Here is a 23,113-nt window from a genome sequence, read left to right as displayed (position 1 = left end):
CGGGGGTACAGGGTCAATGCAATCTGCAGATAGTTCAGAGTTAGTAACAAATGATAGTGAAGTTGCCGGAAGGCCACCTGGCTCGACCATAGTTGCCGACGTCGCGTCCAGCTTCACTTATGCATCCTATCAGAATGCGATTCCGGTTATCCGGTCCATCCGGCTCGATAACGACACCGCCCGCAGTTTTGAGAATTGCCGGCTGGAGCTTACGTCGTCGCCGTCGTTCCTGCGGCCGAAGACCTGGACGGTAGACCGCCTCATCCCAGGCGACCGGCTCCAGCTGAGTGACCGCAAGGTAGAGCTTGACGCTGGATATCTCGCCGGCCTGAACGAGGCTGAGCGAGGTGAGATTACCTTGCGCCTGTCTGCGGCCGGTGAGGTCCTGGACGAAAAGCGAGTGACGGTGAGGCTGCTTGCGCGCGACGAGTGGGGTGGCGTCGCGGACATGGCTCAACTGCTTCCGGCGTTCGTGATGCCCAATGATCCCGGCGTTGCGCCGATCCTTAAGGCAGCGGCCGAACGGCTTGCCGCGCACGGGCATCCGAGTGGCCTCGACGGCTATCAATCGCAAAGCCCGCAACGGGCATACATGCTGGCTGCCGCAATTTATTCGGCGATGGCCGGCATGGGGCTGCACTATGCCGAGCCTCCCGCAAGCTTCGAGAGCCGTGGCCAGAAAGTCAGGCGCCCCACGACGATTGCCGAGGAGCGCCTCGCGACCTGCCTGGATACTTCGCTTCTCTTCGCGGCGGCCTTGGAGGCAGCCGGTCTCCATCCCGCCGTCCTGATGTTTGATGGACATGCGGCTGTGGGGGTCTGGCTGGCCAAGCGCACTTTTGCCAATGCGGTTGAGCAGGATCAGATGGAGGTCCGCAAGGCGCTGGCCTCGCGCGAATTCATTGCATTTGAGACCACAGGCGTCACGCACCGGCCTGCGCTGACGCTAGAAGCGGCGCAGAACGCGCTCAGTGTTCGGCTTGCGGAGGAGCAGGCACATGCCTTCGTCGCAGCCATAGACGTGCGGCGATCACGCAGCGGCGGCATCACACCGCTCGCCTCGCACGAGCCGGTCCGACGCAATGTCGCCGACGAAGAGTCGGCAACAGCGGTTGCGACTCTGCCACTTCCGGCGGCGCCAGCAATCGGCGAGATGCCGGCTGAGGCCGTTGAGATCAAGCCCACCACAGGGGCAGGGCGCATCGACCGCTGGCAAAAGAAGCTGCTCGACCTGACGCTCAGGAACCGGCTGCTTAATTTCCCCGATTCGAAGAAGACAATTCCCTTCCTGTGCACCGACGTCGCCTATCTGGAAGACAGGTTGGCGAACGGGGCTGCGGTCCGTCTTATTTCGCTGCCAGAGCAAAACCCTTTGGGAGAACGCGATGCGGAGCTTTATCGGGATGTCCACGGTCGCGATCTGCAACGCGGGTTCGCGGCTGAAGCGCTGCTCAGGGATGAGCTCGCCTCCACGTTGGATGCCCGCCAGCTTGAAGCGAGGCTGATCGACCTCTACCGGCAAGTTCGCAACGACTTCGCTGAGGGCGGAGCAAATACGCTGTTCCTCGCCGTCGGTTTCCTCCGCTGGAAGAAGAAACCGGAGGATGAGCGCAGCTACCGGGCGCCGCTGCTGCTGGTGCCGGTCCGGCTTGAGCGGCGCAGCGCAAGCTCGCGCTTCACGATCCGCTTCCATGAGGACGAGCCACGCTTCAATGCCACACTTCTTCAGTTCCTGGAGCGGGATTTCGAACTTCGTCTTCCTCAATTTGCCGGTGACTTGCCGCTCGACGACAGCGGGATCGACGTGCCGCGGATCCTGTCCTCGATGCGACAGGCAGTGCGCGATGTTCCTGGCATGGAGGTGATCGACGAGACCGCGCTGTCGACATTTTCGTTCGCCAAGTTCCTGATGTGGAAGGATCTTGTCGAACGCACCGACGCGCTTCGTCAAAACAGGGTCGTTCGTCACCTCATCGATACGCCCCAGCAGACGTTCGAGAGCTCAGGCGGACAGTCGGCCTTTCGCGATGAGGCAGAGCTCGATCATGCGTATCAACCTTCAAGCATCATAAGCCTGCTTCCCCTGGATTCCTCGCAAACATCGGCAAGCATGGCAGCGGCCGAGGGACGTGACTTCGTCATCGTCGGGCCGCCCGGGACCGGAAAGAGCCAGACGATCGCCAACATGATCGCCAACTGCCTTGGGGTCGGCAAAACAATCCTGTTCGTGGCCGAAAAAACTGCCGCGCTCGATGTAGTCTACCGCCGGCTGCGCGAACACGGACTTGGAAATCACTGTATTGAGCTGCATTCGAATAAGGCCGATCGCAGGCATTTTCTCGCCCAGTTGAAGGCATCATGGGAGAATGGCCGGGCGGACGCCTCACAGTGGATTGCCATCAATGAGCGGCTTCGCTCGCGCCGGGACGAGTTGAACGCCTATGTCGCGGCGCTTCACAAGCGCTACCAGAACGGTTGGACGCCCTATCTGGCATTGGGTATTGCACTCAAATCGAACGATCATCCGGCACCGGCGTTCACGTGGCAGGCGCCGGACTCGCATGACGCACAAACGCTGCTGGCGCTGGAGGATCTGGCCGCGCAGGTCGGCCTGGTCTTCGCGTCGGTTGAACGTCGGCCGGAGTTGGACCTGATCGATGTTGGAGAATGGAGCAGCGATTGGCAACTGAGGTTGCTTGCTACAGCGACGTCTCTGCACTCCGCCATCGGCCAGTTGACTGCATCGATACGGGACTATCAGTCCTGTCTAGGTCTTGCTCCCAGTGAGCCATTGTCGCATGCGGAAATCCAGTCGCTCGTGGGGTTGGCGCAGATCATGGCCCAGGCCCGCAGTCGCGATATCTCGATAGCATATGACCGGGATTTCTCGACTTTCGCGGATGCGGTCACTGCCCTGGAGCGCTCGATCCAGGGATATCGAGAAACCGAGCGTAGGCTCTCCGCCACTTATGAGATTGCGACTGTCCGTGACCTCGATCTGGATGTCATGGATCGCCAATGGCGTGATGCTGAAGCGTCGTTCTGGCCAAGATCGGCGCTCGGCAAAAGCAAGATCCAGAAACTGCTTCAAAGCCGAGCACAACGTGGCACCGCCGACCCCGGCAAGGAACTTCAGCTGCTCCGTCGGATGAGAGAGTTTCTGGCTGCGGTCGACCACAGCCCGTTGGGAGGCAAGCCACTGCCGATCGAAGGTCTGGCAACGGACGTAAAGGCCATCGGCGGCACCCTCGATCTTGCTCGACGGCTTCGCGTATCACTTCGCATTCCTGGCCGCAGCCCGGACGAATTTCGGGCCGTCGTCCGTTCTGTCGCGCCAAGTCTGCGCGGCACCCTTGAAAACGACCAGCTGCGCGAGGCCGGCGATCAGCTGCTGGCGGCCGTCAAGGAACTTGAGGCCGCGCGCCTGGCATTCGGCGAGGTTTCGGCACGGAAGCTTGCGGATACTTCGGACGGTCCTGGCCTTGAAGTGCTTAGAGCAAAGCTGATTGCGCTACCGAATGCTCGAAACTTGTTTCGCGATTGGGCAGCCTGGTGCCAGGTGAAAAGACAGGCCATCCACCACCATCTTGCGCCTCTTGTTGGGCAAATCGAGACGGGAACAATAGCCCCCGAACAAGCACGGTCGGCCTTTCGTGCGGGTTATGCCAGATGGTGGTTGCCGAAGGTTCTCGACGGCGATCCCGTATTGCGAAGCTTCCGCAGGTTCCAGCACGAGAACGCCATTACGGAATTTCGCGAGATCGACGACCTGGTGCGCACTCATGCGACCCAGCGGGTCGTCAGCGCGCTTGCCCATGGATTTGCGCCGGTACAGAGCGTCTCACGCAACTCCGAACTCGGCTTGCTGCGACATCAAATGGAGCTTCAGCGACCGAGCCAGTCCATCCGCGACATGATCGGCAAGATGCCGCAGAGTTTTGCCAAGCTTGCCCCGTGCATGCTGATGTCACCACTTTCCATTGCGCAATACCTTCCCCCGAACCAGGCTTTGTTCGACGTGGTGATTTTCGACGAGGCCTCGCAGATCACCACCTGGGATGCAGTCGGCGCCATAGCCAGAGCGCGGCAGACAATCATCGTGGGTGATCCCAAGCAACTGCCGCCGACCAACTTCTTCGGCCGCAATGAGGACGAAGAGGAGATTGCGGATCACGAGAAGGACCTGGAGAGCATTCTCGATGAAGCAAGGGCGTCCGGGATCCCGGTGCGCGACCTCAGATGGCACTACCGTAGCCGAAGTGAATCGCTGATCGCGTTCTCCAACTATCACTACTACCATAACCGCCTGGTCACGTTCCCCTCGCCGGCTGTCGATGACCGTGCGGTTCGCCTGCACCGGGTTCCTGATGGCGTCTATGACCGTGGCAAGAGCCGCACCAACAAGGTCGAGGCCATGGCGGTCGTGCGCGAGGCAGTCACCCGGATGATGGGCTGGCTGGCCCTGCCGGAGAACGGTCGCCCGACTTTGGGCGTGATCACCTTCAATGCGCAACAGCAGTCATTGATCCTGGACCTGCTCGATGCCGCACGCCGAGACCGTCCGGAACTCGAATGGTTTTTTGCCGAAGACCGGGTCGAGCCGACGATCGTGAAGAACCTGGAGAACGTCCAGGGCGACGAGAGAGACGTTATCCTGTTCTCGATCACATTCTACAAGGATGCCTCCGGGAGGCCACCAGCAATGGACTTTGGGGCGTTGAACCGAGACGGTGGCGAGCGCCGCCTCAACGTCGCGGTAACACGCGCCCGCCAGGAACTGATCGTCTTCTCCGGTTTCACGGCGGACCAGATCGATCCATCGCGAAGCAAGGCGATCGCAGTCCAGCATCTGAAGACCTTCCTCGACTATGCCGAACGCGGCCCAATTGCATTGCCCGCCCAGGATCTTGGATCGGTGGGCGGCTTCGATTCCCCGTTCGAGGAAGCAGTCGCCGATCATCTTGAGCAGCGCGGCTGGACAGTCGTTCCGCAAGTCGGGATTTCCGACTTCCGGATTGATCTGGGAATTCGCCACCCGGATCTGACTGGGGCCTATCTCGCGGGCGTCGAGTGCGATGGAGCGACCTACCACCGATCGGCAACGGCAAGGGATCGCGACAAGGTTCGCGAGCAGGTTCTGACCGGGCTCGGCTGGACCATCCTTCGTGTCTGGTCGACGGATTGGTGGTTTGACGCAAAGAGCTGCGCGGATCGCCTTCACGCAACCCTGGAGACCCTGCTTGAGGAAAGCCGGGCGCGTCATTCAAGCGAGCAGACGGGGGAGGTGACAACGAGTTGGGAAATGGGTCAGCAGCTCGAGCCGACAGGCGAACCGGAGGCCCAGACGCCGGCCCCAATCGAGGAGCCCCTGCCCCTCCCGACCACGTCCGAGGTTGAGCTGGTTTCGGCAAGTGTTGCCACAGCACCCGAGCCCTCGGGCTTTGCAGCATTTTCAACGATGGTCGGCGAGCCAACCCAAAACCAGGGCGGACAAAGACGTTATCGTGTGACGGATCTAACGGACTTTCGGCCGGACCCCGAGCAATTCTTCGAGTTTAGCTACGGCACCACGCTGCGCGGGATGATCGAAGCCGTCGTTGACATGGAGAGCCCATTGCGCTCTGACGTTCTCGCCCAGCGCATTGCACGGGTTCACGGTTGGCTGCGCACGGGCGGCCGCATCCGCGAGAGGATCGACCTGCACCTGCGAGATCTGGATTGCACGCAGGAATCCAGCGGCGAATTCATTTGGAAAAAGGGCGGGCTCTCGGATCTCCTTCCCTATCGTCAGCCGGTCAACGAGGAAGCGCGACGTTCAATTGCCGACATACCGTTGGCGGAGCTTGCCTCGGTCGTGATCGACAATCCCGGACTTCTCGACATGCCCGATCCTGCACGCGACATGGCCCATCTTCTTGGAGTTGAGCGCCTTGCCGCGGTATCGCGCGCGCGGCTGGACGAGGCGATCGCCAGGGCGAGACAGCATATTGCTGGATCCTCCTAGCCAGAGTCCCACAGGAATTCGCTAGGGTTTTTATGGGGGAAGGATAATGGCGGGGACGCCGATTGATGATGTTGTCGACTGGTCGACAAAGCTCTCGGCCTGGAAACAGGACGCTCTGCGGCGGCTGGCGATCAGCAATGAGCTCACAGATGCTGACATTGTGGCTCTGCTGGCGATGGTCAAATACGCGGCCGGCTTTGCGCTCACTTCGGCGCCGCCCACCCCGATACCGTTTACGAAAGCCCACTTTGGGAACGGACAATATCAACCTATCGTCCTCAAGCGCATCGCCAATGTCGAGAATGTGAATCGGCTGGTGCCCAAGGCGTCTCTCACGTTCTGTCCCAAGGCTTTGACGATCGTCTACGGTCGCAACGGGAGCGGCAAAAGCGGGTTTGTTCGGATCTTTCGCACCGCTTGTCGGACGCGCGTTGAGAACCCAGCCAGGCTGAAGGTTCTTGCTGACGTTTACGGAAGCACGCCCGGCCCTCAGACAGCCGACATCGTGATCGATGCCGGCGAAGGCGAGGTAGTAGTTCCCTGGTCGCCAAGCAACACAGCGTCGCCGCAGCTCATGCAAGTTGCGGTGTTTGATACGGCCTCCGCCGAGCTTTACGTCGACGGCGGAAATCAAATCCGTTTTCTTCCTTTCGGACTGGCTCTGCCGCATCGGCTCAACGCAGTCTGCATTACCTTGAAGGAGAAACTGGAGGCAGAACGGGCGAAGGAAGTCGGCAACAAGGTCGAACTGACTGCGCTCGCGTTTCCTGCCCAGCACGGCACCGCGGCTCAGCTCTTCAACAAGAAGCTGAACAAGTCCACAACCGATGCGCAGATTGAGTCGGCAACGACGTTTACCGAGACGGACCAGCAGCGTCTCGCTGAACTCACCTCCGCCCTTTCCGCAGGCGCTGCCGCCGCTGCCGACGTCACCGCGCTTTTGAAGTGGACAGATGCGCTGCTGCTGGAGGTCGGGGCTGTCGGATCGGCATTCGCAGATGCAACTCTGGACGAGCTTCGAAAGCTCCGCGCTTCAGCAGTTGCAGCACGCCAGGCAGCGACGGTAGCCGCTGGCGAGTTGTTCACCGATGAACCTCTGCCAGGTGTCGGAAGCGGTGCATGGCGGGCACTTTGGGCGGCGGCTCGCAACTACTCGGTGACAGAAGCTTATAAGGATAAGGAGTTCCCGGTTCTGGTGGCAGACGGCGGCGCTGCTGCATGCGTGCTATGCCAGCAGCCGCTTTTGCCCGACGGTGCTGCCCGCATGCAGCGTTTCCAAAAATACATGGACGACACACTCGATGCTGCCGCCCGGGAAGCGGAGAAAGCCGTCGAAGACGCCCTGGGAAGCATGCATGCTCTGGCTCTCCTTGGCGCCTCCGATTTTGCCGACCGTCTCGAGCAGGTAAAAAGGCGGGACGAGATGCTCGCTGGCGCCCTCGCAACCCTCCAGGCATCGGCGGTCGCACGGCGAGCGGAGGCCCTCGCGCGATTGCGGGGTGAGAGCAGTCAGACAATTCCTCCTCTCGTCGTGCCGATCGAGCAGCTGGAAACTTTCGCGCTCAAATTGAAAGGCGAGAAGGATGGACTAACGCAGGCGGGAGACAACGAAGAGCGGATCAAACTCCTGGCGGAAAAGACGGAGCTTGAGGACCGCAAGCTGCTCTCCATCAACAAAACGAAGCTCACCGTGCGACGGAATTTGCTCATCGTTGATGACGCCTACTCCAAGGCTCTCGCCGACGTTCAAACTCGTGGCATTACGCAGCGCGCGAATGAGCTTGTCGATGCCCACCTGACAACAGCCGTCGTCACGCGTTTTGATGCCGAGCGCGCCCGCTTCGACATCATGCACCTCAAGGTAGGCCTCGCACGCAAGAGCAATCAGACAAAGGCGGAATTCGAGGTCGATCCCAAGACAAAACTGGCCAAGGTCACCTCGGATATCCTGAGCGAGGGTGAGCAGCGTGCCTTGGCTCTTGCCGGATTCCTGACCGAAGTTGCTTTGACCGACGGTTCAGGTCCGATCGTGATTGACGATCCCGTTTCGTCGCTCGATCGCGATCGAAGTGCAAGGGTCGCCCAGCGGATCGCTGAGGAGGCAACCAAGCGACAGGTCATCGTGTTTACGCACGATATTGTGTTTTTCAATGAGCTCAGTCGCGCGGCTGATGAAGTGGGCATCGAGCCCGTCACGGTGGCACTTTTTAGCGACAAGGCTGCCGCTGGCAGAGTGGATACGGCAGGGATGCCGTGGAAGGGGCAAAACGTCGGCAAGCGCATCGGGCTGTTGAAGAACGACTCAGCACAACTGACCAAGCTGCTTGCGACCAGCCCGGCCGAATACGAGTACCGCGTGAAGAACCTCTATGGCCGATTACGCGACACTTACGAGCGTGTGGTGGAGGAAGTGATATTCCGGGACATCGTGCGAAGAGGAACGGATGTCATCCAAACCCAGCTACTGCGCTATGTTCGACTCTCGGACGCGTTGGCAATACGATTCCACGAAGGCATGACCCGCGCAAACACTCACAGCCACGACAATCCCGCGGCGGATACGGTAGCCGTCCCCCTTCCCCAGGAGTTCATCGCGCATCTTTCCGAACTGGAGGCCCTAGTTGCTGATCTGAAGTCCGACAGCGAGGCAGCAGAGGCGGATCGGCCGCAGATGAAGCCAAAGAAATAGCGCTACTTTTCTCTGAGGTCAGCCAGAACATCGCCGTGGCGAGAAACCAGAGCACCCTCGTGGTGCTTACCAAGCAAAATGAGCGGAAAGCAACAGTGCTAGTTTGACCCCTTGCCGTTGGGCAAGCTGGGGACGCCAGCCTGCCAGCGGGCTATTTGGACTTAGTCGTCTCGGGCACTTGGACGCGGGGCTACCGCGCAAAGCTGCCGATCGCGGTGCGGCGCCTCGTCGATTTCGATCGGCTGATCGAGAGGTCTTCAATATGGAGGCATATTGATTTCGGCCCATAACAATGCTGTGGCGGCGGTGTTCGCCCCCTCGATAACGGCTCAAGTTTCCACGCTAAAGGAGGCGGCGAAGGCGGGGCGAGTAATGCATTGCGGAGCCGTCCGCCGATAGCTCTCCTGCCGTGATCCACCCGTTCACACGTTGCCGCCAGTTTACGCCGAACGAACTTAGTCAGACCGCTTCCGCTTAAGGCCCTTTCTTTCTAAGTCGGCACGACCACTCGCTAGGAACGGCAAGGAGGATGCGGCTTTGTGCTTCTACACCAATACGCCAGGCACCTCAGAGGCGAGACAGCGCCCATGAAGAGTGATGCAATCTCATATCCCCCACGAGGTCTAACTCGTGAGGAAGCAGCTCGCTACACCGGTGTCGGAACAACGCTTTTTGATGAAATGGTTGCCGATGGGCGCATGCCAAAGCCCAAGCGCATCAACAGCCGCGCTGTTTGGGATCGTGTGGCCCTCGACATAGCTTTCACCTCGTTGCCGGATAAAGGTAGCGGTCTTCAAGAACTACTGGAAAGAAGCAAACGGGACAGAGAAAGAAGAAAATAAATACGCTCGTTGCGTATATGCCGCAGGCGTAGTATGGAGATTGCCTGCGAAAGGCATGACATGAACGAGAATGAGAAACTGGCGCAAGAAGTCAAAGCCTGGCGGGCCAAGGAAGGGCTCACTGCTGAAGCCGCGGCCAAGGAGCTGGGAATACCGAAGCGCACCTTTGAAGGCATCGAGCAAGGCAGAGGGTTCCCTTACCCGGTGCTCCTGCGCGTTGCCATGGAAAGCAAGGCCGTTTCGCATGATCCGATTCATGAGAAGGTGAATGGTGGTGGGCAACTCCAGCAGAAGCCTCGAAAGAGCGTTTGATGGCTAAACATCCTGACTACCCTGGGGCTTCTTCCCGCGTCGTCAACGGCAAGGAGTACTGGCGCTTTCGTGCAAATCGCCATGCTCGGCAGATCGCCTTGCCCGGACAGCCGGGCGACGAAGCGTTTGGAGCCTGCTACCAACGTGCCGTAGAAGGTTGCATAGGCAAGTCGGAAATCATTGACATGCCGGGACGTGTCCTGCCGCGTTCGTTCGGGCACGCAGCACGGCGACTTGAAACCACGATGGAGTGGGCTGACTTCGATCCGGCTACCCAAGCCAAGAACAGCAACTTGATAGAGCGCTTCCTGAATATGCCTGTCGACCCCGAACATGTGCTGACATGGCGCGATGTGCCGGTTGAGTACATGGATGCCGACAGGCTTCGCACGATCATCGAAGGTATCTTTAAGACAAACCGCACCGTCGCCAAACACATGCTGGTAGCCGTCAAAAAGCTGCTCTGGGTGGCTATCGAAGTCGAGAAATGGATAAAGCCGCAGGATGATCCATCGTTGTCGATCCGCGTGCGCATACCAAAATCGACCAAGAACCCGGCTTGGCCAATTGCGATCCGAGAAAAGTATGAAGAGAGACATCCGATCGGTACAGCCGCTCGGACCTGCTATGCGCTGGGTTTCTGGCTCGGCAACCGACGAGGGGACATCGCTGACCTTGAATGGGATGATCTGGTGACTGAAGAGATCGAACTGTTCGATGGTTCCTTGGCATTGATCGAGGCGTTTGCCTTCCGACAGAAGAAGAATCGTAACCGCCATGGCGGGAGGGAGATGTTCATTCCCGTGGTGGACAAGCTGGCGGCAGCGCTAGACCCACTTGACCGCTCGAAGGGTGGAACCGTCTTGAAGAACGGCTATGGCAACCCGTTTTCAGAGAAGAGCCTGACAGGCATGATGCAGCATTGGGCCCGGCAGGCTGACATTCCTGACGGCTATACGCTTCATGGCCTGCGCCGCACGTTCGGCACCTACCTCGCCGAATGCAACATCCAGGCACGCGCTATAATGGAAGCGATGGGACATTCTTCCATGACGGTGACGGACGATTACGTGCGCGAGGCCAACAAAAAAAGAATTGCAGTCGACATTGCGATGGCGATCAACCAGCGTGAGGAAAAGCGCGATCAGATGAAGCGGCGGGCGGCTTTGCGGGTCGTGCGGTGAGCCAGAACTTCGAAGCGATTTATGACAGCGGCTTTCGTCGCTTTCTTCCTCGCCGTGCGCGCCGTGGGCAAAGCGTGGGCAAAGCGTGGGCAAAAGCCGATTTTTTGTAATAAAGACAATGGTCATGGTGGGCCCGGAGGGACTCGAACCCCCAACCAAGCGGTTATGAGCCGCCGGCTCTAACCATTGAGCTACAGGCCCCACACGCGGCTGGATTAATGTTTTTCCCCGAACCGCACAAGGCTTTCCGGATGGGCTGGCCGAAATCGTCCAAATCAGCCCATATTCAGACATTAGAGCGAGGTGCGTCCACTTAGACGCGCAAAATACAAAATACGCCCTAACGCTTTGAATCTACGCATCGAGCTTCCCGAAAATCGATTCCGATTTTTATGCCGATGCGGTAGTCGACAAGCGCGACTGGATCGCAGACCGAGGAGATTTTTATGACCAGACATCTTTTGCCCTTGGCGCTCGCCGCCGCAATCGCTTTTCCGGCGATGGCCGGCGCGGCCGATTCGCCGCCGCCGCCCCGCATCGTCGTCACTGGCGAAGGCGAAGCGACCGCGGCCCCCGATCTGGCGCTGCTGACGCTCAGCGTCATGCGCGAGGCCAAGACCGCGCGTGCCGCGCTCGATGCCAACAACGACGCCATGGCCTCGGTGATCGCCGCAATGAAGTCGGCCGGCATCAAGGAGCGCGACCTGCAGACAGCCGGTATCCAGATCAGCCCGCGCTACAATTATACCAACAAGCCGGACGGCAGCCAGGAAGCCGAACTCATCGCCTACCAGGTGACCAACACGCTTTCGGTGCGCATCCGCGACATCGACAAGACAGGCGAAATTCTCGACAAGGCGGTATCGCTCGGCGTCAACCAGGGCGGCGGCATCTCGTTCTCCAACGAGGATCCAACGGCAACTGTCACCGAAGCCCGCAAGAAGGCGGTCGCCGACGCCATGGCCAAGGCCAGGACGCTGGCCGAAGCCGCCGGCGTCAGCATCGGGCGGGTGCTGGAAATCACCGACCAGAACGTCGCGCCGCCGCCGATACCGATGACCGCCAAGGCCTTTGACGCGGCCCGCGAATCGGTTCCGGTGCAGGCCGGCGAGAATTCCTACACCGTGCAGGTCACAGTCACTTTCGAGTTGAAGTGACCGCCCGCTGAAGCGCGGGTAACCGGCAACATCGATTTTGCTGCATTAAAAAAACCCCGGAGGACTGGTCCTCCGGGGTTTGTTCGAGCCGCACCCTTCTATCTCAGGGGGCTCTACTACTCCGGACTGACCTTCGCAGAAGGTCATACTACCAAGCTGGCCGTTGCCGGTAGGCAACGTGCCGAACGCTTACCGGTAGAGGACCGGGCAGCCGCGCTCATTGGCGAACACGACCACGACGCGGTCGCCATACTGGCGGCCCGCTACTTTCACTGTGCGGCGGCCAACGTCGATGATACGGGCACGGCGCAGACCCATGCGCTCTGCCTTGCCGAGGGCACGGTTTGGCGAGCAGGACCGGCGCCAGTCGCGTTCGCGGCGGCGTTCGCGGTAGTAACCATCGTCATCGCCGGAATAGACGCCGACGCGCGGTTCGTCGTTGTCGCCGAAGCCGAGATAGATGCTGTCTGCATGGGCTGTGGCGGGGATGGCGGCAAGCGTGCCGAGGCCGATAAGCGCCGAAAGGGCCGCAGTCTTGATCGTGTTGAACATGTCTTCTCTCCTTGTTCAGGGCTTCCGCCCGCCTTTGATCGAACCAATGTGTCTTACCGATGGCGAGAAGAATACGCTTACGTATCTGAACTTTTTAGGAACCGGCCGTTCATTTCCGGTTCATGTAGCACAAGCAATTGGGCAGTCTTCTCGGCTTTCCGGTTCTGAACAATCCGGCCGGTTCTGAACCATGGGTGGAAAACGCGCTGTCGGGCAGCCGGTTCCGGGTCCTGAAGGCCCGTCGCTACGGCTCGTCGTCCAGCATGTGCTCGAAATAGTCGTCGGGCTCGGCAAGATCGGTCTCGCTGGCGCTGACCCGGCCCCGCATTGAGATGCCGGCCTCATGCACCGTCTCGGCACTGCCTGACACCAGCCTGTGCCACCAGTAGAGATCGTGGCCCTCGGCGACCAGCCGGTAGGCGCAGGTTTTGGGCAGCCAACTGATGGTGCGCACATTCTGCGGCGTCAGACCGACGCAGTCCGGGACGCGCGCCAACCGGTTGGCATAATCGGAACAGCGACAAGTTTCGGCGTCGAACAGCCGGCAGCCGACGCTCGTCCAGTAAATCGCGCCAGTGTCTTCGTCCTCGAGTTTCGACAGGCAGCATTTGCCGCAGCCGTCGCAAAGCGATTCCCACTCGGCCGGGGTCATCGCCTCGAGCGTCTTGATTTTCCAGAACGGCGTTTCCATCGATGGGATGTGGCCCCTGGCCGGGTGAAGGTCAAGCACCGCAACAGCCGCAGACCCGGCCAGCACCATAGGCCGGCACCATAGGAATAACACGAAGTCGCCTTCAAAACGCCGGCCAATTGCCCTTCGTAGCCGTTAATGCCCGCTAACCGGAACCAATCCGGTTGATGAACAGTTTGGGCCGGGATGGGACGCCAAAGGAGGATTTTTAATGAAACGCCAACCACGGATTCTGGCAGGCACGGCACTTGGCCTGCTGATGGCGTCCGCGCCGTTGGGCGCATTCCCGTTGCAGGGCAGCGCCGCGTTCGACCCACCGCAGAGTACCGCCACGCCGTTGATCCCCGTGCAATCGAATTGCCCCGAAGGCGAGTCGGCGGAAGGCTGCGCACCGCAGGCGGAACCGGAGCAGAAGCCTCGCAAGAAGCGCGAGGAACAGGCCGCGCCTTCCGGCGAGGAGCAGCAGGGCGGTCAGCGCAGGAAGAAGCGCGAGCAGCAACAGCAAGAGGAAGCCGCACCCGCCGAGCGGGCCGCACCTGCGAGCGACGAACAGCCCGAGCCGCGCAGAAAGAAGCGTGACCGGCAACAGCAGGAGGAAGCCGCACCGGCCGAACGGCCCGCCGAGCAGGCCGCACCTGCCAGCGACGAACAGCCCGAGCCGCGCAGGAAGAAGCGTGACCGGCAACAGCAGGAGGAAGCCGCACCGGCCGAACGGCCCGCTGAGCAGGCCGCACCTGCCAGCGACGAACAGCCCGAGCCGCGCAGGAAGAAGCGGCAACAGCAGGAGGAAGCAGCACCTGCCGAAAAGCCCGCCGAGCAGGCGGCGCCTGCCAGCGACGAACAGCCAGAACCGCGCAGAAAGAAGCGCGACCGGCAACAGCAGCAGGAAGCCGAGCAGGCTGCGCCTCGCGAAAACGCCGCGCCTGCAAATGACAACGAGCAGGTCACGCCGCGCAGGAAGAAGCGGGAGCAGGATCAGCAGATCGAAGCAGCACCAGCCGAACAGCCAGCCAGCAAGGAAGCCGGCGAGCAGGCGGAGCCGCTTCCGACCGACCAGCAAACGGCTCCCGCTGAGGGCGACAAGCCCCGGGATCAGGCCAGGGAACGCGGCAAGAAGCCTGTCGACGAACAGCCGGTGACAGGCGAGCAGCCTTCAACCGGCGAGCAGCCCGCCGAGCGCGAACAGGCCGCGCCCGCCGAAGGCGAAGGTCCGGCACAAGGCGAGGCTCCAGTGTTCGACAGCCAGAAGGAGCGCAAGCGCAGGGGCGGCAGGGACAACGCGCAAGAAACCGGCGGCCAGGACGCCGCTGGTCAGGACGCCGCTGGTCAGCCCACTCAGCAGAACGGCGAACAGGCGGAAGCCCCGAGGCCGGCTCCGGTCGACCAGGGACCGCCGCCCACCGACGACAGGGCGGCCCAGCAGGCGATCAAGCTTGAGAGGATGGTTCGGGCGACGGAGGAAAAGGGCAGACGCGTTGAGCGTGCGCCCGACGAGGAAAACATTCGCCGCCGTCGTGAACGCCCGCGCGGGGTCGACGTCGTCAGGGAACTCGGCGACCGCGTCATCCTCCAGTTCAACAACCAGACGATCGTGGAAAGCGACGATGCGCCGCGCATGCGGCGTGGCGCGCGGAACGTCTACTATGAGGAGTTGTCGAGCAATCGCACCCGGGAAATCGTCGAGCGTGACAATGGTATCCAGATCGTCACCATCCGCAACCGTTACGGCGACGTCGTCCAGCGTTCACGCATCGCGCCCGATGGGCGCGAATATGTGCTGAGCTATGTCGACGAGCGACACTATGAGGACTATGGCGACTGGCGCGATCCGGGCGACGACCTGCCGCCGATTCGGATCGACATTCCGCGCGAGGAGTACATTCTGGATTCCGAGGAGGTCGAGGATCCGGAAGACTACTATGCCTTCCTTGAACAGCCGCCGGTGGAGAGGGTGCAGCGCCTCTACTCGATCGATGAGGTCAAGCGCTCGGCCCGCGTTCGCGACATCGCCCGCCGCATCGACCTCGACACGCTGAACTTCGAATTCGGTTCAGCCTCGATCCCCGAAACCGAGGTGCAGAAACTGGAAGGCGTCGCCACCGCCATGGAGAAGCTGCTGGAGAAGAACCCGGCGGAAACCTTCCTGATCGAGGGCCATACCGATGCCGTCGGCAAGCCGGAGGCGAACCTCGCTCTGTCCGACCGTCGCGCCGAGGCGGTCGCCGAAGCCCTGAGCAATGCCTTTAGCATCCCGCCGGAGAACCTGACGACACAGGGCTATGGCGAGGAGTATCTCAAGGTCGATACGTCTGAGCCGGAGCGCGAGAACCGTCGCGTCGCCATCCGCCGCATCACCTCGCTGGTTGCGCCGGTCGCCAGCGCGAATTGACTCGCAGTTTCAGAAACCTGAACTGGTTTCTGGAATCTATGCGGGAAGACATAGCCCACCCCGGTTTCTCCGGGTTGGGCAATTTCCGGCAATCAGCCGAGGTTGAAGGAGAATGTAAGTCGCGATTTAACCAGGCATTGAATCGCGAGGTCGTCCACCCCAGATTCTGGCTAGGGCTTCCCTGCCCTGTCCCGACTCCAGCGGGACACATGAGCCCCGCCGGTACCCCCTCGCCGGCGGGGTTTTTGTTTCCTGCTTCGGTTGGGAAACGAGGGCTATCCGGTGCCAGTCAGTAGATATTTTTCACGTTGGTTTTCGAATTCGCAAACACCTCGTCCGGCACGAAGAAATCGCCGGCAAGCGGACCTGTCGCGTCAGGCGCATAGATCGAAAAATCGCTGACGCCCTCGGCGCCCAGCACCTCCTCGTCGATGTAGAAATTGCCGGTCGCTTCGCGCGACGGCCTGAGCAGGATCGCATGCGCGGCATCGGCCATGATATCGGGCGAACGGCTCATCGCCGCCACTGTCGCCCCGCCCAGAAGATTGCGCACCGCTGCCGTATCGATCGTCGAGATCGGCCACAGCGAATTGACGGCGATGCCGTCCCTGGCGAACTCCGCGCTCATGCCCAGCGTGCACATCGACATGCCGAATTTGGCCATCGTATAGGCGACATGGTTCTTGAACCATTTGGCCTTCATGTCGAGTGGCGGCGCCAGATTCAAGATGTGAGGATTGTCGGCCAACTTCAGGTGCGGAATGCACATTTTGGAAACCAGGAACGTGCCGCGTGTGTTGATCTGGTGCATCAGGTCGTAGCGCTTCATGTCGGTTTCCAGCGTGCCGGTGAGTTGGATGGCGCTGGCATTGTTGATGCAGATGTCGATGCCGCCGAATTTTTCGACGGTTCTGGCGACCGCCTCGGCCACCTGCCCCTCCTCGCGTATGTCGCACAGCATCGGCAATGCCTTGCCGCCGGCCTGCTCGATCTCCTCAGCCGCCGTATAGATCGTGCCCGGCAGCTTCGGGTGGGGCTCGGCGGTCTTGGCCGCGATGGTCACATTGGCGCCGTCGCGCGCGGCGCGCAGCGCGATCGCCAGCCCGATGCCGCGCGACCCGCCGGAGATGAACAGCGTCTTTCCCTTGAGCGACATGTCTTGCGCCTCCGTTGCAAATCGGTTGGTCGCGATCCTTGCCCCGTGCCGTCGCCGGATACAAGAGCGGGGAGCATCGAGAGATGGTGACGCTGCGGAGGATTTCCGCGGCGTCGCGCTGCCCCTCATCGCCCTGCCGGGCACTTCTCCCCGTATAGAGACGGGGAGAAGGACGCCTTCATCACAGCTTTCGCCAACTGGCAACGTCGCAAGAATGGAGCCGTGGCTGCGTTCAGCTCCCTTCTCCCCGTCACTATACGGGGAGAAGGTGCCGGCAGGCGCATGAGGGCAGCGCAAACTTTGACATGGTCGCCCCACATCCTGCCTTGGGACGTCATTCACTAAACCAGCACCAGGCCTTGCCGCATGGCGATGGCGATGGCGTCGGTGCGGTTGGCCGCACCTAGCTTGATCAGGATCGCCGCGACGTGGAACTTCGCCGTATGCACGGAAATGTTCAGGCGCCGCGCGATCACCTTGTTGGGCGCGCCCTCGGCCAAAAGCGCCAGCACTTCGCTCTCGCGCGGCGACAGCACCGGCCGGCCGGCGCTGTCGCCGACCGGCTCCTCGTCGTAGAGATCGTCGTCATGGAAGGCGAAATCGTCATGTCGATCGGACAAGGGGCGGCCCTCGCCCGAGATCCGATAGCCAGCCGCCGCCAGTCGCGCGGCGGCAGCGATCAGCAGATCGTCCACTGCCGGCGGCAGCACGGCAAACACGGTATCGGCCGGCCGCTGCCGGCTCGCTCGTTGCGACAGGAGCACCCGAGGTATCGCGGGATCGCTGGGCCCGCCTTCCACGCCGCCTCTTTCCAGGTAAACGCCATCGACGATCGCGACATCCGCTCTGTCGGCGCTATTGCTGCTACCGGCCACAATCGGCAGCAGATCGCCGGTCGCGGCAAGAGCGGTGGACAGGTGCTCGGCGCGCACGACGTCATCGAGCGCGATCAGCACCGTCAGCCGCCGCCCCGTGATCCTGTGACTTGCCATTGATCTTCTCAGTTTAGCGGCTTTTCGCCGATGGTCAGCACGACGTCGCGCCGTTCGCCGCCGCGCACCACGCCGAGCGTCACCGACGCGCCGGCGCTGTCCGGCCCGAGCCTGCGGATCAGCTCGCGCGGGCCGTGCACGGCCTCGCCGTTCCACGACGCGATGATGTCGCCAAGATGCAGGCCGGCCGCCTTCGCCGGGCCATTGTCGTCGAGGCTCATCACCATCGCGCCATGCGTGTCGCCGTTGCGGATCGGGTGCAGGCCGGCGCCGAGATAGCCGCGCGCGACATGGCCCTTCTCGCGCAGCGTCGCCACCGCCCGTTCGATCGTCTCGTAAGGCATGACCAGCGCCCGCCGGCGCGGCCCGAACAGCAGCATGCCGATCAGTGCGCCCTTGGCGTCGAGCACCGGGCCGCCCTCGAAACGGCCACCGGCATTGACGGCCAGATTGATGCGCCGGTCGATCGTGCCGCCGCGCATAGAGCGCCAGGCCGGACCGACCTCACCAACCGTTCCGAATGCAGCGAGCGACGCACCGTCGCTATTGGCGACGGCAATGGCCAGATGGCCCGGCCGCGCCGTGCCTGCCTCGGCCAGCGGCGGCACGTCCGGTGCGCCGGTCGGCTTCAGAAGGGCGGTCCCGGTGGATGGATCGCGGCCGACCAGCTCAGCCTTCACCTTGTCGCCCGAAGAAAGCGTCAGCTCGATCTCCTCGCCGGCCTCAACCGCCTCCTCGGCAGCGACAAAATAGCCGTCGCGCCAATGGAAGGCGGTCGCGGTGCGATGCTGATGCGTAGCGAAGCTCGCCGTCGCCGGCGCCGCTGCGGCGGCGATATCGGCTATGGCGTCAGAAAATGCGCTCAGATTGAAGTCGCTCATGTCGGTCTCCTGGGTCTTTTTCGCCTCGGCCCGAAAATCGGCATCGATTTTCGGAAAACACGGTGCGAGAACTCAAAGTCTTAGAGCGCACTTTGAGCGTCCAATGGACGCTCGTCGCTCTACCCCAGATATCGCTCGGCAGCGCGTTGGCGGGTACTCGCCTGACGGCTAGTTGGGCGTTGGACTGGCCATCTGGTCAGGTCGCGGCCGATCCGGCCGCTCCGCACATATAGGCATCCTTCATCTTGCTCTAAAGACACGGAGCCCTGCCATGTCCCTCCCCGCCCAGCAATTGCAGTTCGACGATGCGCTGCTCGACGATTATTCGGCAACGGTCGCTGATGCCGTGGACCGCATCGGTCCCGCCGTCTGCCGCATCGAGCGCATCGGTGGTGCCGGCGGCCTGGGCTCCGGCTTCGTCATCACACCGGATGGGCTGGTCGTCACCAATTTCCACGTCGTTGGCGATGCCCGCAGCGTCCGTGTTACGATGCCGGACGGCGTCTCCAGAGAAGGCCGTGTTCTCGGCCGCGACCCCGACACCGACATCGCGCTGGTGCGTGCCGACGGCAGCTTTGCCGATATTGCGCCGCTCGGCGATTCCAAGCGCCTGCGGCGCGGCCAGATCGCCATTGCCATCGGCAACCCGCTCGGCTTCGAATGGACCGTCACATCAGGTGTCGTCTCGGCGCTCGGCCGCTCGATGCGTGCCTCCACCGGCCGGCTGATCGACGATGTCATCCAGACCGACGCAGCGCTCAACCCCGGCAATTCCGGCGGACCGCTGGTGTCGTCGGCGGGCGAGGTTATCGGCGTCAACACAGCCATGATCCATGGCGCGCAAGGCATCGCCTTCGCGGTTGCCTCCAACACCGCCAATTTCGTCATTTCCGAGATCATCCGCTTCGGCCGCGTCCGCCGCGCCTTCATCGGTGTCTCCGCCGATACGACAAACCTGCCGCGTCGCGCCGCCCTTTTGTCGCAAGTGTCGAGCAGCACGGCGGTGCGCTTGCGCAGTGTCGAGGCGAACAGCCCGGCCGCCAGAGCCGGCCTGAAAGAGGGCGACATCATCGCCGCCATCGACGGCCGCCCGGTCACCGGCGTCGACGATCTGGTGCGCATGCTCGACGCCGAGCGCATCGGCCGCGAAACGCTGTGCACAGTGGTGCGCCGCTCCGGCATTTCTCAGGTCACGCTGATGGCGGTGGCGCGGACGTAATAACTATCGCGGCGCAAACAGTTGGCCAAGCAGCGAAACCAGCAGCACTGCCAACTCGCCGGTCGGATCGAGGTCCGGATCGAAAATGGTCATGTCCATTCCGGTACAGCGCGGATCCGCCACCAGCGCCGCGAGGACGGCGATGAGATCGTCGGGATCGATACCGGGGCTGCCTGGTGAATCCACCGCAGGCATCACCGTCTGATCGAGCGCATCGACATCGAAATGCACCCAATAGGGCCAGCCGGTTCGCGCCAGCGTGGTCAAGGTCTTTTCCAGGACCTCTGCCGCGCCGAGCTCCCGCGCGGCAAAGACATCGATCAGCGTCATCGCGGTCGAAGTGATGTCGGGCCAGGCGAAGTCGGGGTTGCGGTTCTCGCGTTCGCCGATCTGAACCACCTGTTCGTCCGCAACAAGTGGGCTCGCGATCTCAGGCCAGTCGGTCAGCAACGGCTCACCACGTCCGGTGGCGAGCGCAAGGTCCATGCCGGCGGCCGAGCCGAGCGAAGCATCGACGTCGTAGTTGCCCGGATGGCGGAAATCGCTATGGCCATCGACATGGACCAGTGCCAGCGGACCGGATCGCCGTGCACCAGCCAGCGCGCCAAGCAGGACCGCGCAGTCGCCGCCGACGACCAGCGGGAACTCGCCTCGTCTCAGCGCGCCGGCAACCACTTCGGCGAGTCCGAGATTGAAGCTGCGTATCGCATTGCCGTTGCGCAGCCGGGTGCCCGGCTGCGGCTCCGTGTTATAGGCGGGCCGATCAAGATCAACCACTTTGAGGGGCGAAAGCGTCTCGATCAGGCCGGCTTCGGTCAACGCCTGCGGCGCACGCCACGTGCCCGGAATATGACCTGGCCTCAGCGGACGCAGGCCAAGGTTGGAGGGTGCGCGGACAAGGCAGATTTCACGCATGGAATGGGCCCAGGCTGATGAGCTCAGCATAGACCGCAAAGACATGACCGGCCACGCGGCTGAAGGCTTCAGCCTACAGACAATTCCTGTCTCGCTCAGCCCGCCGCGCCTTCGACAAACTGCTCCAGAAACTCGGCGCTCGGCGGGATCGGCTTGATCACGTCGATCAGCACGCCATTGGGGTCTTTGGTGATGAAATGACGCTGGCCGAAGGCTTCGTCGCGGAGCGTTCGCAGGATCGGCAGGCCGGCGGCGATGACCCGCTCATAGATAGCATCTGGGTTCTTGACCTCGAAATTGATCAGCAGGCCGGAGGTCCGGCCGCGCCCTTCCTCAGGAATGGTTTCATGATCGCCCTGGACGATGCCGAGATTGACGCGGCGATCCTCGGTTGATTGCAGATGCACGTACCAGTCGCTCTCGAACAGCGGCTTGAAGCCGAAGTGCGCGACATAGAAGGCCTTCGTGCCGGCAACGTCGCCGGTCATCAGCACCGGGTAATAGCTTGTCGTCTTCATCTTTCCTTCTCCCGTCAAATAACATACAGTCTGCATGCAAATACGCATTAACATACAGGCTGAATGTATGCAACAAAGAACCGCGCGCCGCTCCAACCGCGATCGCACCGAAGCGACGCGCGCCGACCTGATCGCCGCGGCGCGAAAACTGTTCACCGAGAAATCCTATGCGGAGACCGGCACGCCCGAGATCGTGGCTGCGGCCGGCGTCACGCGCGGCGCGCTCTATCATCACTTTGCCGACAAGCAGGCGCTGTTCGCCGCAGTGGTCGAGCAGGAGGCGGCGGCTGTGGCGGAAGAGATCGAGCGCGCCTCGCCGCCCTCGCTGTTTGCCCGCGACGCACTGATCGCCGGCTCGGATGCCTATCTTGCCGCCATGCGCGCACCCGGCCGCACCCGGCTGCTGCTGCTCGACGGGCCGGCCGTGCTCGGCCGCGCCGCCATGGACGAGATCGACAACCGCCACGGCAACCGCTCGTTGCGCGAAGGCCTGGTTGCCGCGATGCGCTCGCAGTCCATGATGAGATTGCCGGTGGAAGCGCTGACCGCGCTGCTTGCCGCCGCCTTCGACCGCGCGGCGCTCGCCATCGAAGCAGGCGCTTCGACCGAGGACTACCGTGCCGTTCTCATGGCGCTGATTGATGGTCTGTCGCCCCAGGCCCCTGGTTCGGCTCGAACTCGTTGAAACAGCCAAGCTGGCGCTTGAACTGGTCGATCAGCCAGGCCGCAGCCGGCTTCGGGCTGCGGTCGGCGCGGTGCATGGCATAAAGCGGCGCGCGGACTTCGCGATACGGCTCCAGATCGAGTTCCACCAGCCGGCCGTTGGCCACATCGTCAGCAATCAACCATCGCGGCAGTCCGCCCCAGCCCAACCCTTCGCGCATCAGCGCATGCTTGGTTCGCATATCCGTAAGTCGCCAGGTGCGGTAGGCATAGACGCCGTAGTCGCGCCCTTTGGTGCGCTCGGACTGGTCGCTGACGACAAGTTGGATGTGTTCGCGCACTTCCTCCAGCGGCACCGGCTTGGGAAGCAGCGCCAGCGGATGGCTTGGCGCGGCCGCCGGCACCATCGACATGAAGCCAATGCGCACAAGATGCGCGTCGACCTCGCCCAGCAGGCCGCCAATACCGAGATCGGCATGTCCATTGACGACATGATCGGGGATCAGCCCGAGCGTGCCGATATGCAGGCGCAGCATCACGGTTGGAAATTGCGCCTCGAACGCCTTCAACACGCGCACCAGCACGGTGGAAGGCAGCGTCGCATCGACCGACAGCGCGACTTCAGCCTCCAGGCCCTGCTTGTGGCTGTCGACGCGAGAGCGGATGCGCTGCAATACGCCGACCATGCGCCGCGCATCTTCCAGCGTCGCCCGGCCGACATCGGTCAGATGCGGCTCGCGCGTGCCCTCGCGCTCGAACAGTTTCAGCCCAAGCTGCGCCTCGAGATTGGCGATGGCGTAGCTGATGACCGACTGCGCTCGGTTGAGCTTGCGGCCGGCGGCGGAGAAGCTGCCGGTGTCGGCGACGGTGACAAGGATCTGAAGCTGATCGAGCGTCGGGTTTGGCTGCATCGTTCTATCCACTATTTGGATGGAACATACATAAAATA

At 62.0% G+C, this 23,113-nt stretch carries 17 protein-coding genes and 1 tRNA gene; 9 read left to right on the top strand and 9 right to left on the bottom strand.

Annotation, left to right across the window (positions count from 1 at the left end; translation table 11 throughout):
- Window positions 1-16 precede the first annotated feature (16 nt).
- The 5 genes from AC0L2M_RS05715 (at window position 17) to AC0L2M_RS05695 (ending at window position 11,031) form a co-directional block, all read left to right on the top strand.
- On the top strand, window positions 17-6,004 hold the full coding sequence (locus AC0L2M_RS05715; RefSeq protein WP_473534302.1) for a DUF3320 domain-containing protein: 5,988 nt from the start codon (window positions 17-19) through the stop codon (window positions 6,002-6,004).
- A gap of 46 nt (window positions 6,005-6,050) precedes the next feature.
- Window positions 6,051-8,693: an AAA family ATPase gene (locus AC0L2M_RS05710; RefSeq protein ID WP_473534301.1), complete on the top strand. Its 2,643-nt coding sequence runs from the start codon at window positions 6,051-6,053 to the stop codon at window positions 8,691-8,693.
- 587 nt (window positions 8,694-9,280) lie between these two features.
- Window positions 9,281-9,535: a helix-turn-helix transcriptional regulator gene (locus AC0L2M_RS05705; RefSeq protein ID WP_473534300.1), complete on the top strand. Its 255-nt coding sequence runs from the start codon at window positions 9,281-9,283 to the stop codon at window positions 9,533-9,535.
- Window positions 9,536-9,595: 60 nt separating this feature from the next.
- The gene (locus AC0L2M_RS05700; RefSeq protein ID WP_473534299.1) at window positions 9,596-9,847 is read left to right on the top strand and encodes a helix-turn-helix domain-containing protein; all 252 of its coding nucleotides are present in this window, start codon (window positions 9,596-9,598) and stop codon (window positions 9,845-9,847) included.
- The gene (locus tag AC0L2M_RS05695) at window positions 9,847-11,031 is read left to right on the top strand and encodes a tyrosine-type recombinase/integrase (RefSeq protein WP_473534298.1); all 1,185 of its coding nucleotides are present in this window, start codon (window positions 9,847-9,849) and stop codon (window positions 11,029-11,031) included. The genes AC0L2M_RS05700 and AC0L2M_RS05695 overlap by 1 nt, the downstream gene beginning before the upstream one ends.
- Before the next feature lie 125 nt (window positions 11,032-11,156).
- On the opposite strand, the gene AC0L2M_RS05690 is transcribed toward AC0L2M_RS05695, so the two are convergent.
- Window positions 11,157-11,232: transfer RNA gene (locus AC0L2M_RS05690), tRNA-Ile, on the bottom strand.
- A 245-nt stretch (window positions 11,233-11,477) separates the two neighbouring features.
- Here AC0L2M_RS05690 and AC0L2M_RS05685 point away from each other — a divergent pair.
- Window positions 11,478-12,188 carry an SIMPL domain-containing protein gene (locus AC0L2M_RS05685; protein ID WP_027151186.1) on the top strand — a complete coding sequence of 237 codons (711 nt, stop codon included), beginning with the start codon at window positions 11,478-11,480 and terminating at the stop codon, window positions 12,186-12,188.
- 189 nt (window positions 12,189-12,377) lie between these two features.
- Here the strand turns inward: AC0L2M_RS05685 and AC0L2M_RS05680 are convergent, their stop codons facing one another.
- On the bottom strand, window positions 12,378-12,740 hold the full coding sequence (locus AC0L2M_RS05680; RefSeq protein WP_473534297.1) for a hypothetical protein: 363 nt from the start codon (window positions 12,738-12,740) through the stop codon (window positions 12,378-12,380).
- A gap of 244 nt (window positions 12,741-12,984) precedes the next feature.
- Window positions 12,985-13,431 (bottom strand): YcgN family cysteine cluster protein, encoded by a 447-nt coding sequence (locus AC0L2M_RS05675; protein WP_287195921.1) that lies wholly within the window; start codon window positions 13,429-13,431, stop codon window positions 12,985-12,987.
- Between the two features lie 211 nt (window positions 13,432-13,642).
- On the opposite strand from AC0L2M_RS05675, the gene AC0L2M_RS05670 reads away from it, so the two are divergent.
- Window positions 13,643-15,820 carry an OmpA family protein gene (locus AC0L2M_RS05670; RefSeq protein ID WP_473534296.1) on the top strand — a complete coding sequence of 726 codons (2,178 nt, stop codon included), beginning with the start codon at window positions 13,643-13,645 and terminating at the stop codon, window positions 15,818-15,820.
- A gap of 289 nt (window positions 15,821-16,109) precedes the next feature.
- Here AC0L2M_RS05670 and AC0L2M_RS05665 read toward each other — a convergent pair whose 3' ends face one another.
- From AC0L2M_RS05665 to AC0L2M_RS05655, 3 genes are all read right to left on the bottom strand, one after another.
- Window positions 16,110-16,976 carry an SDR family oxidoreductase gene (locus tag AC0L2M_RS05665; protein WP_128175681.1) on the bottom strand — a complete coding sequence of 289 codons (867 nt, stop codon included), beginning with the start codon at window positions 16,974-16,976 and terminating at the stop codon, window positions 16,110-16,112.
- 341 nt (window positions 16,977-17,317) lie between these two features.
- On the bottom strand, window positions 17,318-17,968 hold the full coding sequence (locus AC0L2M_RS05660) for a helix-turn-helix transcriptional regulator (protein ID WP_473534295.1): 651 nt from the start codon (window positions 17,966-17,968) through the stop codon (window positions 17,318-17,320).
- 8 nt (window positions 17,969-17,976) lie between these two features.
- Complete coding sequence (locus tag AC0L2M_RS05655) at window positions 17,977-18,849, bottom strand: S1C family serine protease (protein WP_473534294.1); 873 nt, start codon at window positions 18,847-18,849, stop codon at window positions 17,977-17,979.
- 271 nt (window positions 18,850-19,120) lie between these two features.
- Here AC0L2M_RS05655 and AC0L2M_RS05650 point away from each other — a divergent pair, with 271 nt between their 5' ends.
- A complete protein-coding gene (locus AC0L2M_RS05650) occupies window positions 19,121-20,068 on the top strand; it encodes a S1C family serine protease (protein WP_473534293.1) in 948 nt (315 codons plus the stop codon).
- A gap of 3 nt (window positions 20,069-20,071) precedes the next feature.
- On the opposite strand, the gene AC0L2M_RS05645 is transcribed toward AC0L2M_RS05650, so the two are convergent.
- Together AC0L2M_RS05645 and AC0L2M_RS05640 are read right to left on the bottom strand one after the other, a co-directional pair.
- Window positions 20,072-20,983 carry an arginase family protein gene (locus AC0L2M_RS05645; protein ID WP_287176508.1) on the bottom strand — a complete coding sequence of 304 codons (912 nt, stop codon included), beginning with the start codon at window positions 20,981-20,983 and terminating at the stop codon, window positions 20,072-20,074.
- Window positions 20,984-21,078: 95 nt separating this feature from the next.
- The gene (locus tag AC0L2M_RS05640) at window positions 21,079-21,501 is read right to left on the bottom strand and encodes a VOC family protein (RefSeq protein WP_023799742.1); all 423 of its coding nucleotides are present in this window, start codon (window positions 21,499-21,501) and stop codon (window positions 21,079-21,081) included.
- A 67-nt stretch (window positions 21,502-21,568) separates the two neighbouring features.
- On the opposite strand from AC0L2M_RS05640, the gene AC0L2M_RS05635 reads away from it, so the two are divergent.
- On the top strand, window positions 21,569-22,186 hold the full coding sequence (locus tag AC0L2M_RS05635; RefSeq protein WP_287231215.1) for a TetR/AcrR family transcriptional regulator: 618 nt from the start codon (window positions 21,569-21,571) through the stop codon (window positions 22,184-22,186).
- Here AC0L2M_RS05635 and AC0L2M_RS05630 read toward each other — a convergent pair.
- Window positions 22,128-23,075: a LysR family transcriptional regulator gene (locus AC0L2M_RS05630; protein WP_128170293.1), complete on the bottom strand. Its 948-nt coding sequence runs from the start codon at window positions 23,073-23,075 to the stop codon at window positions 22,128-22,130. The genes AC0L2M_RS05635 and AC0L2M_RS05630 overlap by 59 nt on opposite strands.
- Between the last annotated feature and the right edge of the window lie 38 nt (window positions 23,076-23,113).

This window comes from Mesorhizobium sp. WSM4806 (assembly GCF_055811635.1).
This window is presented reverse-complemented; position numbering and strand designations above follow the sequence as displayed.